This is a genomic window from Streptomyces sp. CNS606, assembly GCF_000426325.1.
The window spans coordinates 134,417-150,383 of record NZ_AUFD01000009.1 but is presented as its reverse complement, the minus strand read 5'-3'; the positions used below and the strand labels follow the sequence as shown (position 1 = coordinate 150,383).

Annotated in this window: 13 protein-coding genes; 7 read left to right on the top strand and 6 right to left on the bottom strand. The window is 72.9% G+C overall.

What is annotated here, in order from left to right:
* Positions 1 to 161 precede the first annotated feature (161 nt).
* The 7 genes from K304_RS0107175 to K304_RS0107145 all read left to right on the top strand — a co-directional run bounded on the left by K304_RS0107175 (position 162) and on the right by K304_RS0107145 (position 8,067).
* Positions 162 to 1,817: a hypothetical protein gene (locus K304_RS0107175; protein ID WP_027763192.1), complete on the top strand. Its 1,656-nt coding sequence runs from the start codon at positions 162 to 164 to the stop codon at positions 1,815 to 1,817.
* Positions 1,818 to 2,170: 353 nt separating this feature from the next.
* Positions 2,171 to 3,013 (top strand): DUF4397 domain-containing protein, encoded by an 843-nt coding sequence (locus K304_RS0107170; RefSeq protein WP_027763191.1) that lies wholly within the window; start codon positions 2,171 to 2,173, stop codon positions 3,011 to 3,013.
* Between the two features lie 26 nt (positions 3,014 to 3,039).
* Positions 3,040 to 3,720, top strand: coding sequence for a class F sortase (locus K304_RS32010; protein ID WP_078528735.1), 681 nt, complete (start codon positions 3,040 to 3,042; stop codon positions 3,718 to 3,720).
* A gap of 60 nt (positions 3,721 to 3,780) precedes the next feature.
* Positions 3,781 to 4,590 (top strand): anti-sigma factor, encoded by an 810-nt coding sequence (locus tag K304_RS31625; RefSeq protein WP_027763190.1) that lies wholly within the window; start codon positions 3,781 to 3,783, stop codon positions 4,588 to 4,590.
* Complete coding sequence (locus tag K304_RS0107155) at positions 4,583 to 5,773, top strand: lycopene cyclase family protein (RefSeq protein WP_027763189.1); 1,191 nt, start codon at positions 4,583 to 4,585, stop codon at positions 5,771 to 5,773. The genes K304_RS31625 and K304_RS0107155 overlap by 8 nt, the downstream gene beginning before the upstream one ends.
* 30 nt (positions 5,774 to 5,803) lie before the next feature.
* Positions 5,804 to 6,523, top strand: coding sequence for a methyltransferase domain-containing protein (locus tag K304_RS0107150; RefSeq protein ID WP_027763188.1), 720 nt, complete (start codon positions 5,804 to 5,806; stop codon positions 6,521 to 6,523).
* Entirely contained in the window at positions 6,520 to 8,067 is a 1,548-nt protein-coding gene (locus tag K304_RS0107145) for an FAD-dependent oxidoreductase (RefSeq protein WP_199779576.1), read from the top strand. The genes K304_RS0107150 and K304_RS0107145 overlap by 4 nt, the downstream gene beginning before the upstream one ends.
* Before the next feature lie 43 nt (positions 8,068 to 8,110).
* Here the strand turns inward: K304_RS0107145 and K304_RS0107140 are convergent, their stop codons facing one another.
* The 6 genes from K304_RS0107140 to K304_RS27760 all read right to left on the bottom strand — a co-directional run bounded on the left by K304_RS0107140 (position 8,111) and on the right by K304_RS27760 (position 15,758).
* Positions 8,111 to 9,109 (bottom strand): Rieske (2Fe-2S) protein, encoded by a 999-nt coding sequence (locus K304_RS0107140; RefSeq protein ID WP_027763186.1) that lies wholly within the window; start codon positions 9,107 to 9,109, stop codon positions 8,111 to 8,113.
* Positions 9,106 to 10,116, bottom strand: coding sequence for a phytoene/squalene synthase family protein (locus K304_RS27770; protein WP_037789442.1), 1,011 nt, complete (start codon positions 10,114 to 10,116; stop codon positions 9,106 to 9,108). The genes K304_RS0107140 and K304_RS27770 overlap by 4 nt, the downstream gene beginning before the upstream one ends.
* Positions 10,103 to 11,647, bottom strand: coding sequence for a phytoene desaturase family protein (gene crtI / locus K304_RS0107130; RefSeq protein WP_037789497.1), 1,545 nt, complete (start codon positions 11,645 to 11,647; stop codon positions 10,103 to 10,105). Before crtI ends, K304_RS27770 begins: the two co-directional genes overlap by 14 nt.
* Positions 11,648 to 11,679: 32 nt before the next feature.
* A complete protein-coding gene (locus K304_RS27765) occupies positions 11,680 to 12,771 on the bottom strand; it encodes a polyprenyl synthetase family protein (protein WP_051308039.1) in 1,092 nt (363 codons plus the stop codon).
* A gap of 490 nt (positions 12,772 to 13,261) precedes the next feature.
* The gene (locus K304_RS0107120) at positions 13,262 to 14,608 is read right to left on the bottom strand and encodes a cytochrome P450 (RefSeq protein WP_027763184.1); all 1,347 of its coding nucleotides are present in this window, start codon (positions 14,606 to 14,608) and stop codon (positions 13,262 to 13,264) included.
* A gap of 31 nt (positions 14,609 to 14,639) precedes the next feature.
* Positions 14,640 to 15,758, bottom strand: coding sequence for a selina-4(15),7(11)-diene synthase (locus K304_RS27760; protein ID WP_051308038.1), 1,119 nt, complete (start codon positions 15,756 to 15,758; stop codon positions 14,640 to 14,642).
* Positions 15,759 to 15,967: the final 209 nt, after the last annotated feature.

Below are 15,967 nucleotides of genomic sequence, written 5' to 3'. Positions count from 1 at the left end.
GAAAGGGCGTCTGCGCGCTGTGGCGGCGGGGATGCCCGTCGGCGTGTGGCATGCGTTTCCGCTGTCGGCGCGGCAGGCGGAGCCCGCCGCGGCCGCGGCGGGGAGTCGGTCCGCCGTCGCACGGGGCCCGTGGTGGTGGAGACGGCCGGAGGGTGCGTGCGATGAGCGACTACTACGACCTCGGGCGTTACAGCCGGCCGGTGTCGACCACGGTGGAGGCGGCGCAGGTCTGGTTCGACCGCGGCCTGATGTGGAGCTACGGCTTCCACCACGAGGAGGCGATCGACTGTTTCGAGCGGGCGCGTGCCCACGACGCCGAGTGCGCCATGGCTCCCTGGGGCATCGCCTTCGCGCTGGGGCCGAACTACAACAAGCCGTGGGAGGCCTTCGACCCGGTCGATCTCGCGACGTGCGTCTCCCGGGCGTTCGAGGCGTCCGAGGAGGCGGCACGGCTCGCGGACAGGGCTGCGCCGGTGGAGCGGGCGCTCGTCGGGGCGCTGCGGCACCGCTACCCGCGGCCGCGGGCGGTGCCGGACCTGGCGGTGTGGAACCACCGCTACGCCGAGGCGATGCGCCGGGTGTACGGCGAGTACGCCGACGACCTCGACGTGGCCGCGCTGTTCGCCGACGCGCTGTTGAACCTCACCCCCTGGCAGCTGTGGGACCAGTGGACCGGTGAGCCGGCGCCGGGGTCCCGTGCCGTGGAGGCGCGCGCCGTCCTCGACCACGCGCTGGGACTGCCCGGGGGGCCGGACCACCCGGGCGTGCTGCACCTGTACATCCACCTGATGGAGATGTCGTCCACGCCGGAACAGGCCCTGCCGATGGCCGACCGGCTCCGCGACCTCGTCCCCGACGCGGGCCACCTGCAGCACATGCCCACCCACCTCGACGTCCTGTGCGGCGACTACGCCCGCGTGGTCTCGTCCAACTCGCGCGCCATCGAAGCGGACGAGAAGTGTGCGGCGCGTTCCGGCCCGATGAACTTCTACACGCTGTACCGCTGCCACGACTACCATTTCAAGATCTACGGCGCGATGTTCCTCGGGCAGCGGGCGGCTGCGCTGCAGACGTGCGACGCGCTCGAGGCCGCGGTTCCCGAGGAACTCCTCCGTGTGCAGGTGCCGCCGATGGCGGACTGGCTCGAGGGCCTCCTCCCGCTGCGCATGCACGTCCTGATCCGCTTCGGCATGTGGCAGGAGATCATCGACGCCGAACTGCCCGGCGACTCCGAGCTGTACTGCGTCACCACGGCGCTCCTGCACTACGCGAAGGCCCTCGCCCACGCCGCCTCCGGCCGGACGGACGCGGCCGCCGCCCAGCAGGTGATGTTCGACGCGGCGCGGCTGCGGGTGCCGGAGTCGCGCATGCTGTTCAACAACACCTGTCAGGACATCCTCGCGGTGGCGGCCTCGATGCTGGAGGGCGAACTGGAGTACCGCAGGGGGAACCTCGACGACGCCTACGCCGCGCTGCGACGGTCGATCGAACTCGACGACCACCTCCCCTACGACGAACCCTGGGGCTGGATGCAGCCCACCCGGCACGCCTACGGCGCGCTGCTGCTGGAGCAGGACCACGTCGAGGAGGCCGAGGCGGTGTACCGGGCCGACCTGGGTCTGGACGGCAGCATCCCCCGGTCGCAGCAGCACCCGGGCAACGTATGGAGCCTCCACGGCTACCACGAGTGCCTGGAGCGGTTGGGCCGCACGCGTGAAGCCGCCCTCGTCGAGCAGCAGTTGCGCCTCGCGCGGGCCAGGGCGGACGTCCCGGTGCACTCCTCCTGCTTCTGCCGGCTGTCCGCTCAGGCCGCGTAGTCCCACCGCGCGTTCAGCTCGCACCCGGTGTCCTGGGCCTGACGGTGAGGCGCGCGTGGTCGTACCCGCCGGGCTCGGGCGACGGAGTGTCGGTGATCGTGAACGTGCGCCGTAGTGCGTACTGCGCTCTGCCCGCCCCCCGTCACCGCATGCACATGCCACTCCCACCCGGGGCGTCAGCGGGCACGCCCCCTGCGGGACGGCGGCGTCACCCGGTACCCCCGCCGGTGCCCGCCCTGCACACACATCACCCGGTTCGTCGGTCGCCCGTGCATCCGGAACGCCCCGATGCCCGGAATCCAGGTCAGCAGCTTCCGCGCCGGGCGGAGCTCCCCGTGAAAGGAACCAGAGAGATGTCGTACATCCGCAAGAGCACCGCCGTTGCGGCTGCTCTCGGCACCTGCGCCCTCGGCCTGACCGCCGCTGCGCCCGCCGGCGCCTCCGAGCAGGACAAGGCCATGGTGTCCGTCTTCCACGGGGTCCCGGGGATGACCGTGGACGTCTACGCCGGCGACAAGGAGCTGATCCCGGACTTCAAGCCGGGCACGCTGACGGAGCCCATGCCGCTGGCGGCCGGCAGCTACGACCTGAAGGTCTTCCCCGACGGCGCCGACCCGAAGTCGGACGACCCCGCGATCGAGAAGACCGTCGAGGTGCCCGCCGGAGCCAACGCCACCGTCGCCGCTCACCTGAGCGCCGACGGCGAGCCGCAACTGACCGCGTTCGTCAACGACACCGCGAAGGTGGACGCCGGCAAGTCCCGCCTGACGGTGCGGCACGTCGCCGCCGCCCCGGCCGTGGATGTGCGGGCGAACGACAAGGCCGTGTTCAAGGACCTGACCAACCCGAACGAGAAGTCCGGCGTGGTGGACGCGGGCACCATCTCCGCAGACGTGACGCTCGCCGGGACCGATGACGTGGCCATCGGCCCGGCCGACCTGACCCTGAAGGAAGGCACGAGCAACATCGTCTACGCCTGGGGCAGCGCCGAGGAGGACAACCTCGCGCTCAAAGTGCAGACGCTCTCCGGGATGCACTCCGAACCGGGCGGCGTCGAGGCGGGCGCGGGCGACACGCAGGCCGGCACCAACTCCGCAGCCCTCTGGCTGGCCGGCTCCGCGGGTGCGGCCGCCCTGGCGGCCGGCGCCCTGGCACTGCGTCAGCGCCGGCAGACGGCCGCGGCCTCCCGTCGCTGAGGGGAGGGGATCGCAGGAGGCATCCGATGCGACGACGCCTGCCACCGGTCCGGGCAGCCCTCGCTGCCGCGGTGCTCTGCACCGCGGCAGCGATGGCGTTCGTGCTGCTGCCCGGAAACGGACCGCCGCCGGACTTCGGCACCCGGACGACCGGCGACACCCGCAGCGCCGAGGCGCCCGTTCCGGCCCCGCACTCGACGCCACCGAGCGCGAGCGGAGCAGGGCGACCCGGGACCGACGCGCTGCCCGCCGGGCCGCCCGCCGAGCCGGCGGGCATCCGCATCGACCGGGTCGGCCTCGCGGCGCGCGTGGAGCCCGTGGGAGTGCTGGAGAACGGAACGGTGGAAGTCCCCACGTCGCCCGACGCGGCGGGCTGGTACCGCTTCGGCGTCGCGCCCGGCAGCGAGCGCGGATCCGCGGTGCTCGTGGGACATGTCGACCATGCCACCGGGGAGCTCGGGGAGTTCGCCGCTCTCTACGACGTCCGTGCAGGCGACGAGGTGTCGGTCCGCCGGGACGGAGCGGAACCGGCGCGGTACCGCATCACCGCACGCGAGGTCGTCGACCAGGAACGGCTGCCGCCCGGGCTGTTCCGCCGGGAAGGGCCTCCGGTGCTCACCCTCATCACCTGCGCTCCCCCGTACGACGAGGGGACCGGCTACCGGAACAACCTGGTCGTCACCGCAGAACCCCGGCAGCGGGCATGATCACCCTGTGCGCGCCACGGCACCCCCGACCGGGGCGGTGTCAGAAGGAGGTCTTCCGCAGTGCGTCACATCGATCCGGCAGACCTCGCGGCACGCGCGCTCGACGGGCAGGCGGCGACGCTCACCCCATGGCAGACCGGCCACCTGCGTCACTGCGACGCCTGCATCGAGCAACTCGCGTCCTTCCAGCGGGTCGCCCGGGCCGGGCGGTCGCTGACGGCAGAGGACCTCCCGGTACCGCCGCCGCCCAGGGTGTGGGAAGCGCTGCTGGCCGACGTGACGAAGGACGCCCGTACGTGGGGTGCCACGCGGGGTGACACGGGCGGGGCATCCGCTGCCACCGACCGCGAGACGCCCACCGTGGCAGGGCGTACCCGGCGTACCTGGCGGGCCTCTCGCCGGCTGGCCGGCGTCGTCTCCGTCGTCTGCCTGGTGCTGGGCGGCGCCGCCGCGGGCAGTGCCGCAACCTGGTGGGAGATGCGGCAGCCCGAGACGTCACCCACGGCGGCCGGGACACGAGCCCTCACTCCGCCGGAGGCGGGCGGGACCGGCGAGGCGCGGGGCGAGGTGCAGCTCGTGCGGGACGGCGCGCCGGGCCGCGTCCGGGTGACGGTGCACGGTCTGCCGTCCACGGCCGGGTACTACGAGGTGTGGCTCATGGACCGCACGCACCGGAAGCTGATTCCGCTCGGCACCCTGGGCACGGGAGGCAGCTCCACACTCACCCTTCCGAAGGGAGTCGACACCGACGTGTACGCCCTGCTGGACGTGTCGGCCCAGCCGTATGACGGCACCACGGCCCACTCGGGTCGGAGCGTGGTCCGCGGCTCCCTGCCGCCGACCGGCCGCGGCGGTGCGGCCGGTGCCTGACGTCGACGTCGCGATCGTCGGGGCCGGAGCGGCGGGTCTCTCCCTCGCACGATTGCTGGCCGACCCGCCGCCGGGAGCCCCTCGGCTGACGGTCCTTCTCCTCGAGACGCCGCTCAGGCGGCTGCGCCCGCCCGAGCGGACGTGGTGCTTCTGGCACGATGCACCGGGAGAGCTCGAAGCGCTCGCCACGGCGTCCTGGCCGAGGGTCCGCGTGCACGGACCCACCGGCAGCGTCGTCGCATCGGACATCTCGCCGATGCGCTACCTGATGATCCGTTCTCCCTCCTTCGAGCGGGAGACCGACCGCCGCCTCGCGGCCGTTCGCACCCTGTCCCGTCTCGATGCCACGGTCACCGGCATCGACGACGGGCAGAGGGAGGCACGCGTGCACTGCACGGCACCGGACGGAGCGGAGCGTACGGTGGGCGCCCGGTGGGTCTTCGACTCCCGTCCGCGCGCCCTGCCTCCGGCACGGACGCTGCTGTGGCAGCACTTCCGGGGCTGGTTCCTGCGCACGGAGCGCGACGCGTTCGATCCGGGAGCCGCGGTGCTGATGGATCTGCGCACCGAACAGCCCCAGGAGGGACTGTCCTTCGGCTACGTCCTCCCTTTCGGCGCACGTGAAGCCCTCGTGGAGTACACCGAGTTCTCCCGCAGACCGCTGTCCGTGGCGCAGTACGACGAGGCCCTGCGCCGTTACACGGGGAAGGTCCTGGGACTCGGCCGCTTCGAGGTCGAGGCGACCGAGCAGGGCGCCATCCCGATGACGGACGGCCGCTTCCCCCGGCGCGCCGGTGCTTCCGTCTTCCGCATCGGTACGGCCGGCGGCGCGACGCGGCCCTCCACCGGCTACACGTTCACCGCCGCGCAGCGCCAGGTGCGCGCGGTGGCCGACGCCCTGTTCGCCGGCCGCACTCCCACGCCCCCTCCCGCGCACACGGCGAGGTCCCGGGCGATGGACGCGGTGATGCTGCGCGCCCTGGACACCGGCCGGGTGGACGGCGCCGCGTTCTTCGAGCGGTTGTTCACGCGTAACGACACCAGGCGGTTGCTGCGTTTTCTGGACGGAACGACGACACCGTTCGAAGACCTGCGGGTCGGGGCGAGCACCCCGGTGCTGCCCATGCTCCGCACCGTGGCCGAACTTCCCTGGCTGCGGCCCCGACCGCCCACGACGACCTGACGCCTGCCTGACACCCACCCTGGAGACGCGGTGCCCCTGCTGCACGACCAAGAACTCTCCGCCGCCTTCGACCACGCCGCCGGCACCTACGACCGCTTCACGGCCGCCAACCCGGGCTACCGGGCCGGGCTCCGGCGCTCCGCGCGACGACTGCGCCTTCCTGACCGCGGTGCGGCGCCGCGCATCCTGGATCTGGGCTGCGGCACCGGGTCCTCCACCGCCGCGCTGCTGGCCGCCGCGCCACGGGCCCACGTCACCGCCGTGGACGCGTCGGCGGGGATGCTGGAGCGGGCGGAGGCCAAACCGTGGCCGCTCGGTGCGGTGGAGTTCGTCCACGGCCCCGCCGAGAAGCTCACGGAAGCCGGGGTGCGGGGCCCGTTCGACGCGGTCTTCGCCGCGTACCTCTTCCGCAACCTCTCCGACACCGACGGGGTACTGGCCGCGGTACGGGACCTGCTGGCTCCGGCTGGGCGGCTGGCGGTGCACGAGTACACCCTCAGCGGCGCCCGGGCACACCGCGCGCTGTGGACGGGAGTCTGCCGGGGCGGTCTCGTCCCCGTGGCGTCACTGCGCGGCGACGGGCGCCTTTACCGGCATCTGTGGCGCAGCGTCCTGGACTTCGACGACGCCGCCGGCTTCCGTGCCCGGCTGCGAAGGGCCGGATTCGAGGACGTGCGGGTGCTTCCGGCCACCGGGTGGCAGTGGGGCATCGTCCACACCTTCGTCGCGCGCCGAGGGGGTGCCGCGTGATCCGTGTGGATGCTCACGGCCGGGCACGGCGTGGACGCGACCCGCGCGCGGAGGCGCTGCGGCCGCCACCGGGGGCGCCGCGGCTGACGGGTGCGCCGCCGCGCGTCGCGGTGGTCGGCGGCGGCATCGCCGGGCTCGCGGCGGCGACCGGGCTGGCCGAACGTGGTGCGCGCGTCACGGTGTACGAGAGGGAGTCCGGGCTGGGCGGTCGGCTGCTGGGCCGGCCGGAGCGTCTCGCGGACGGCAGCCGGGTGACGATGAGCCGCGGCTTCCACGCCTTCTTTCGCCAGTACTACAACCTGCGGGGACTGCTGCGGCGGGTGGACGGATCCCTCGGCATGCTCACGCCGCTCGCGGACTATCCGTTGTGGCACCGCGACGGTCTGCGTGACGGTTTCCGCGGACTGCCCCGTACGCCTCCGTGGAACGCGGCGGCGTTCGTGGCCCGCAGCGAGGCCTTCGCCTGGCGGGATCTGACCCGGATCCGGCCGCGGGCGGCACTGTCGCTGCTGGACGTGCGGGTTCCGGAGGTGTACGCGCGCTTCGACGGCGTCAGCGCCGCCTCGTACCTGGACGCGATCGGGTTTCCGCCCGCCGCCCGGCATCTCGCGTTCGAGGTGTTCTCCCGCAGCTTCTTCGCCGACCCGCGCGACTTCTCCGCCGCCGAACTCGTCCTGATGTTCCACATCTACTTCCTCGGCTCCAGCGAGGGCCTGCTGTTCGACGTCCCCCGTGAACCGTTCCCGCAGGCGTTGTGGGAACCGCTCGCCGGCTACCTGGCCCGTCACGGCGCACGGGTCCGCACGGAGACGCCGGTGGAGACCGTGCAGCCCCGGGACGGAGGGTTCACGGTCGTCTCCGGGCCGGGCGGCGAGGAGGTGGATGCGGTGGTGCTCGCGCTGGACACCACGGGGCTGCAGTCCCTCGTGGAGCGCTCCCCCGGTCTGGGCGACGCCGACTGGCGCTCGCGCGTGGCCGGGCTGCGGGCCGCGCCGCCGTTCCTGGTCTCCCGCCTGTGGCTGGACCGCCCGGTGGCCGCCGACCGGCCGGGGTTCCTGGGCACCAGCGGTTACGGTCCGCTGGACAACGTCAGCGTCCTGGACCGGTGGGAGGGTGAGGCCCGCCGATGGGCGGAGCGCACCGGCGGTTCGGTCGTCGAACTGCACGCCTACGCCGTCGCCGACGGCACCGACCGCGCGGCCACGGAGGAACAGCTGACGGCACACCTGCACGCGGTGTATCCGGAAACGCTTCACGCCCGGATCATCGATGCGCGGCACGAGTGGCGGGCGGACTGCCCGCTCTTCGAGGTGGGCGGTCACCCGCGCCGCCCCGGAGTGACCACGCCGCACGCACGGCTGATGCTCGCCGGCGATCTGGTGCGCACCGACCTGCCGGTGGCCCTGATGGAGCGGGCGGCGACCACCGGATTCCAGGCGGCGAACGCCCTGCTGCGGCAGTGGGGTGTGCGCGGGCAGACGCTGTGGACCGTGCCGCGGGCGGGGCGCTCGGCCGCGCTGAGGGCCGCAGCGGCCCTGGCCTGACCTGCTTCGCTGCTCGTTCCCCTCGGGCTGCCGGGTGGCGCCGTCAGCCGGGGAACCGGCCGGTGGAGCGCAGCAGGTAGCGGCGTTCGGCGTAGGCGAGGTCGTCGCGCCACAGGCGCGCGGCCGCCGCACTCATGAGCGGACGCAGCAGCGGGGCGGCGCGCCGCGCGGCGACGAACCCGGGCCGTTCGGAGGTGGCGACGACGGCTTCGACGACACGCGTGCGGGGCCGGTCGTGCGGGTCGGTCCCGAGGGGGGTCGCGTGCGTCTCGACCACGGACCCCTCACCTTCGCCTTCGACGATCCGCATGACGACGGTGCGGGGTCCGGGGGCGGTGAACGTCGCGCGTACGGGGACGACGAGCCGGCCGGCCACCTTGAACGACACCCGTACGGTGAAGCCTTCGTCGGCGGCGCTCTCCACCGTGAGGTCGACGAAGGAGTAGGGGTGGAACCAGGCGCCGTGCCAGGGGTCGAGCCGGTTGGCGACCACGTCTTCCGGCTCGCAGACGCCTTGCGCGCTCATGACGGCACCGACCGCGCCGGGCAGGGAGGGACGGGCGGGGACGAGCGGGCTCTGCAGCGGGGACTCGCCTCCCAGCGCGTCCAGTCGCACCCAGACCAGCAGGCCGTCGTCGTGGGCGGGGTAGGGCTGCCAGCCGGCGAACGGCGTGCCGTCCAGGGCGAGACCGTGCCAGTGGCAGACCACTCTCCCGCAGCGCACCGGGCTGTCACGCAGCGGCGCACCGAGGTGGGGACAGGCACCCTGCCCCGCACGGAGCGCACCGTCGTCCCCGCGCCAGAAGATGACCTCCACACCGCCCACGGTGCGGCCCAGGACGGTGCCCGGGCGCACCTCGCGACTGCCTGCGACGACATACCAGTTGCCGGTCGGCCGAGCGGAGGCCGTCTTCAGGGCGGCCGCGATGAGCGCGGGTCTCGCCTCGCGCCAGGTGGGGGCCTGAGCGTGCCAGCGGCCGGGCCGGCGGCGCCAGGAGAGCGGAAGACGGGGTCTGCGGCGAGGTGCGGGGAGCGGGTTCATGCCGAGTCCTCTCGCGGCAGAACGGGGTGACGGACGGGTTCCGGCGTCCCGGGGCGTCGCCGTGCGGTGGAAGGGGCGCGCCGCAGCCGGGCGGCGGCGACTCCGATGGCGCCGCGGCCGGCCACCACGGCGCGGCGGGCCGGCGAGACGGCGACGCGGCGGTGGAGGACCGGGTAGCCGGCGTCGGCGGCGGCGTCGAGGATCTCCGAGTACAGGGTGTAGGCGGCGCGGATGCAGGGGCGGGAGACGGGATCGAGCAGGGCGATGCCCGGCTCGGCCTCCCGGTACACCTCGCGGGTGAGGGCGGCGGCGGCCCGCAGGGCGCTGCGGATGCGTGGGTCGTCGCGTCCGGTGGCACGGCTCCACTGCAACAGGCCCCGGTCGACGCCGTGCGCGGCCAGCAGGTCGCCGGGCAGGTAGACGCGGTCACGGTCGAGGTCCTCGCCGACGTCCCGGAGGAAGTTGGTCAGCTGGAAGGCCACACCGAGCGCGGCAGCGTGGGCTTCGGCTTCCTCCGCCGGGACCACGGTGCCCAGCACCGGCATCATCTGCAGGCCGATGACGGCCGCCGAGCCGTGCATGTAGGTCTGCAGAGCCGGATAGTCCGCGTAGGCGCGGACCTGGAGATCCATGCGCATGGACGCCATGAAGTCGGTGAAGTGGGTGTGGCGGATGCCGTAGGTGCGGGCCGTGTGCGCCAGGGCTCGGACGACCGGTTCGCGGCTGGAGCCGGTGCGGAGGCCGACCGCCAGCTCCTGCTCCCAGCGGCTCAGGGCGGCCGCCCGCTCGTGGACGGCGGCGTCGGCGGCGAGGTCGTCGACGATGTCGTCGGCCCAGCGGGCGAAGCCGTACAGCGCGTGCACGGCCGGGCGACGCGCGGGCGGCAGCAGGCGCGTGGCCAGGAAGTAGGTGCGGCCGTGGCGGGCGTTCAGGGCGCGGCACAGCGTGTAGTCCCGGCGCAGGCCCGGTTCGGTGATGCCGGCGGCCGTCAGTTCACGTGCCGTCATGATCGGTGCCTCCTGCCGGGATGCGGCTGCCGCAGTGCGGCATGCTCTCGGCGCAGTGGTGGTGGCGGGACGCGGGAAGCGCCCTCGCTCCGGTGATCCGCTGGGCGGCGAGCTTCCCCGAGATGAGGACCGTGGGGACGCCGACGCCGGGGGTGGTTCCGCAGCCGGCGAGGACGCCGTTGGTGATGCCCCGGATCAGGTTGCGGGGACGGAACGGGCCGGTCTGCGCGAAGGTGTGGGCGGCGGAGAAGGGGGTGCCTGCGGCCAGGCCCTGGGCCGTCCAGTCGGCGGGGGTGACCAGCTGCTCGTCCTCGATGGAGGTGTTCAGGCCGGTCAGGCCGCGGCGTTCGAGCTCGGCGACCAGCTCGTCCCGGTAGCGGGGGCCCAGGTCGCGCCAGGCGGCGGGGCTCGGGCCGATGTCGGTGTTGGGGCAGGGCGCCAGGATGTAGTGCAGGTGCCGACCCGGTGGGGCGAGGCCGGGGTCGTGGGCGGTGGGGCGTGAGATCAGCAGCGACGGGTCGGTCATCAGGCGCCCGTGGCGGGTGAGTTCGTCGAAGGTGCTATGCCAGGCGTGACCGAACAAGAGGGTGTGGTGCTGCAGCTCGTCCCAGGTGCGGTCGGTTCCGGCGTGCAGCACGACGGCGGACGGTGAGTGCCGCAGCCGAAGCGGCCGGCGCGGTGTTCGGCCCAGCAGGCGGTAGGCGGCGGGCAGGTCGCAGGTCAGGACGGCGGCGTCGCAGGGCAGGCGACGGCCGTCGGCGGTGCGCACGGCGCGAATCCGGTCGCCGGACCGCTCCAGGCTGCCGACCTCGGTGTTCCAGAGGAAGGTGGCTCCGGCTTCGGCTGCTGCCGCGGTCATGGCACGAGCGACGGCGTGGATGCCACCGGTCGGAAAGTACACGCCTGCCACGGTGTCCATGTAGGCGATGACCGCGTAGGCAGCCAACGCCTTGGCCGGGGGCACCCCGGCGTAGAGCGACTGGAAGGTGAAGACGCGCCGCAGCCGCTCGTCGCGCAGGAAGTGGCCGATGCGGTTCTCGAGGCGGCCGAAGCCGCCGAGCGCGGCCAGCCGCGCCAGGTCGGGATGCAGGAGGTCGAGGGGAGAGTCGAAGTGGGCGTCGATGAAACGGCGCATCTGCACGCGGTACAGGCGCTCCAGCCAGCGGCGGAGAGCGCGGTACCCGGCTGCCTCGTGTGGCCCGGCGAAGCGGCGGATCTCGTCCTCCATCGCTTCGGCGTCGGTGTGCACGTCCAGGCTCGAACCGTCGGCGAAAAGCGCCCCGTAGGCCGGGTGGAGCTGCGTCAGTTCCAGTCGGCCCCTCACCGACGTGCCCACAGCGGCGAACGCCTCGTCGAGAAGGTGCGGCATGGTGAGCACGGTGGGGCCGGTGTCGAGCCGGAAGCCGCCGAGGTCGGTGCGGCCCGCCCGGCCGCCCGGTCCGGCGTCCCGTTCGACGACGGTCACCTCCCGGCCGGAGCCGAGCAGATGCAGTGCCGCGGAGAGCCCGGAGAGTCCCGCGCCGACCACCATGACGCGGTCGGTGGGGCCGGGAACCGTTCGCGTCACGTACTCCTCCGGTCCGTTGCGGCCCCCGGGGCTCCGGGGACGACGCGGGTGGCGGTGTGGACGAGGTCGACGAGCCGCTGCTCGGCGTCGGAGTCGAGCCGGGCGCGGGCAAGCTCCGTGCCGGCGTGCCTCACCAGTGCCTCGATCCGCTCGGTCACGGCGTCACGTGCGCCGACCCGGGCCAGCGCGTGCCGGTACTCCTGCAGCGCTTCGGCGCCCAGGTGGGAGTCGGCGAAGACGCGCCTCATCACCTCGAGCGCCTGGTGGTCCTCGCACGCTTCCGCCCGTTGCCACGCGAGGGCCGCCAGATAGGTGGCCTTGCCCTCGCGCACGTCCTCCCCCGCCGACTTTCCGGTTGCGGCCGGGTCGCCGAACACGCCGTCGAGGTCGTCGCGGAGCTGGAAGGCGAGGCCGGCGCTGTGCCCCGCGGCCTCCAGGCACCTGCGGGTGTACGTGGAGGCGCCCGCGAGGGCCGCGCCCATGCCCAGCGGACGCCGCACGGTGTAGGCCGCCGTCTTCAGCGCCGCCACCCGCAGGGCACTTTCGGGCGAGAACGCTCCGACGGCCTGCGTGCGCAGATCCAGGTACTGGCCGGCGACCATCTCGGCCCGCATGGCCCGCCACCCGAGGTCTTCGCCACGTGGAGCCGCACGCTCGCGTGTCGCCTCGGCGAACAGGTCCTCGGCCCACATCAGAGCGAGATCACCGGCCAGCACGGCACCGCCGGTGCCGAAGGCCTCCGGAGAGCCGTTCATGCCCGCCCCGCGATGGCGGGCGGCGAAGTCCATGTGGAGGGCCGGCCTTCCGCGCCGCGTCTCGGAGCGATCCATCACATCGTCATGGATCAGGGCGAGCGCCTGCAGCAGCTCGAGGGAGGCCGCGGCTTTCAGCGCGCCGCGCGCCTCGGGCTCCCGGCCCGAGCCCCCCGCCGCACGCCACCCCCACCAGAGGAACGAGGCCCGCAGTCTCTTGCCGCCCCGCAGGACGAAGTCCGCCACGGGCCGTGCGACCTCGTCGCAGAACACCTCATCGAGTGAAGCCGCTTCGACCACACGGTCCTCCAGCCACGAGGCCAGAAGTGCCTCCACGGCTCCCGGAGTGTCCACGTCCGGGTGCGGAGTCTGCGTGCCGCAGCGGGACCGCAGTGGGGTTTGCGGGCTCACAGGACAGGTGCGGTCCTCCGTCCCGGACGAGAGATTCATGCCTCCTTCTACCGGAGAAGAAGCGCGATCGGATTCAACGCCACGAGCATGGGCGCGACGGCCCCGGCGGTGGTTCCGGACACGAGAAAGCCCCCGACCGCATGAAGTGAGGGTGCGGGCGGGGGCGTGGAGAACGGCGTCCCGGAGACCTCTCCCCGATCCGGGACGCCGCCCCGACCCGCGACAGAGCGTCACACGGGACGGGAGCTGAGGGATGTGCCCCCGGGGGGCGGGCTGCTTCTGCCCTCTGCAGGCCGTCGGAGGCCGACGCACCCCCGCGCGAGAGGTCCCGCAGATGCGGAACGGCCGGGGACCCGCCCGGTCCGCGGAGGCACGGGCCGGACGGGACCCGGCCGGGCGGACGGGCGGACGGCGGCTACGTCCGGCGGGACACGACCCGCATCGGCAGCTTGTCCGGGTGGGCCACGGCGGAGGCGACTTCGCGGACTTCATGCCCCGGGAGGGGCTCGAACCGCCAGCGGGAGAGGACGGTGGCCATCGCGATGGCGATCTCCGTCAGCGCGAAGCCGTCACCGATGCACTTGCGGTTCCCCGCGCCGAAGGGGATGTACCCCTCACGGGGCCGCCCTTCCCGGCGTTCGGGCAGCCAGCGGTCCGGGTCGAAGGTGTGCGGGTCGTCGTAGAGGCGTTCGTCGCGGTGCAGGGCGTAGAGGCTGAAGGCGAGTTCGGTGCCCTCCTCCAGGCGGTGTCCTGCGAGTTCGACCGGTTTCGTGACGCGGCGCATGAGGAGGGGAACCGAGTGCATTCGGCCGATCTCGTCGATCACCTGCCGGGTGTAGGTCAGCTTCGGGACGTCCTCGAAGGCGATGTTCCCGTCCGGTGCCACCTCGTCGATCTCCGCGAGGAGCCTCTTCTCCACTTCCGGTGCCTTGGCGAGTTCGTGGAAGGTCCAGGCGAGGGTGGAGGCGGTCGTCTCGGTGCCGGCGAACATGATGGCGACGAGTTCGTCCCGGATCTCGCGGTCGGTGAGCTTCTCCCCGGTGTCCGCGTCGCGGGCGTTGAGCAGCATGGACAGCAGGTCGTTGTAGTCGACGTCGCCTTCCTTGTGGGAGGCGGCGATGACGTCGTCGATGACCGTGCGCAACCGTTTCGCCGCCTGGTTGAAGCGCCGGTTCGCCGGAATCGGCAGGTGGTCGAGCAGGCGCGGGGTGACGGCCCGCAGCAGGGCGTAGCGCAGCAGGATCGGCACGTCGACGCGGACGGCCTCGGCGGCGGGCCGGCTGATGTCGGCGGAGAACATCGTCTCGGCCAGGGTGCCCACGGAGAACTCGGCGAGTTCCTGGTCGACCTGGACGGTCTGGCCGTCGGTCCATGCGTCGGCCATGGCACGCGCGCGGGCGGCCATGGTCGCGGCGTAGCCGGCGATCTTGGCGTGGTGGAAGCTGGGCTGCATCAGCCGGCGGTGCCGTTTGTGGATGTGGCTGGGAGCGGTGGGCAGGGAGTCCCCGACCAGGATGCGGGCGCGGACGAAGAAGCGTCCCTTGTCCAGCTGGCGCGCCTTGGTGACGAGCAGTTCGTGGGTCAGCTCGGCGCTGTTGACGAAGTAGATGGGCAGGGTTCCCACGTCGACCCGCACGAAGTCGCCGGTGTGCCGCAGCGACTGCATGAAGTCGAGCGGGCGGCGGACCAGCGGGAGGACGTGTCCGAGGAGCGGTATGCGGCCCGGTGCTCGTGGCACCGCGGCGGCGCTGGTTGCAGCCATCACGGCGTTTCCTTGTCTCGGCACCTGGCCGTCAGTTCGCCATCAGTTCGGTGAGGGGGGTCTCCTGCGCCGGCGGGGGCGAGGGGGTGTCCTGCGCGCGCGGCAGCAGGTCCCACCACCAGGCGACGCAGGGGATGTCCAGCGGCTCGCTGCTGTCGTCGGTCGGGGCGTCGAGGAAGGTGGAGGGCAGCCGTGCCGGGTCGTCGGGGGTGGTGTAGCGGTGGGAGCTGATGCCCCAGTCCTGCGCGCCCCGGATGAAGTGGCCGAGACTGCGCAGGTACTGCCGCAGCCGCGGGCCGGCGACGGTGGACGTCAGGTGGTCGCAGAGCCTCTCGAAGAGCACCATGACGCGGTCGCGCTGGGCGACGGCGGTCCGCAGTGCGTCTTCGGGGTTCAGTCCTCGGTGGTGCTGGAGGACGCGCAGCACGTTGAGGTAGTGCTGACCGGCGCGGCTCTCCTTGTGGTAGGAGAAGAGGTCGTTGTCCCAGGTGATGACGAAGTAGGCCATCTCGGCGGCGGCCCGGACCGACCGGTGGTCGCGCTCGCCGGGGTCGAGTTCGTAGCCGTGCCCCATCTCCAGCAGCGGCAGGACGACGGAGGTGGCACCGTCGTAGAGGCGCATGAGGGTGTAGTCGTTGAGGTCGGGGACCGTCGCGTGACTGCGGTGGCCGGCTTCCCACACCACGGAGAGGAAGTACTCGCGCAGCGCGTCCACCCAGCGGGTCACCTGGGCGGGCGTGCCGTGGTGGGCCATGCGGCGGCTCAGGTCGCGCAGGCCGTGGGCGAGGGGGTCCTGCTGCAGCATCGGCGCTTCGGGGTTCTGGGCGACGCGCAGCAGACGGGAGAGTTCACCGGCGAGCAGGCCGGGATCGGCGCCGAGTTCTCCCTCCTCGCAGTGGCCGTCGTCGACGCCGAACAGCCAGAGGATGAAGTCGGCGAGGAGCCGGGCGACGTCTTCGTCGCCTTCAGGGAGGATGCGCGCGGCGAAGGTGCCGATCTCGCTGGCGACGAGCTTGTCACGCAGTTCCGTCGAGCCGATGCCGAAGGCGTGCGCCCATGCGGCGTTCTGACGGTCGACGGCCTGGTGCCGCGGATGGATGGCCGGGGGTATCGGAGAGTAGACGGGCGGGACGAGCAACCCGTGGTGCACGAGCGATCACCTCAGTCGTTCAGCGGACGGCCGCTCTCCACGGGGTCTCGGGGAGCCGCCTGCACCGCGACCAGGTCCACGGCACACCGATGCAGCCACCGCGGGGGTATCGCGGTGGCTGCATCGCGTATCGAAGACGGCCAGAAGTGGATCACATCGTTCCGGGGCACTCAAGACCCCGGATATCGAACTGGCATGTCAAGAGGGCA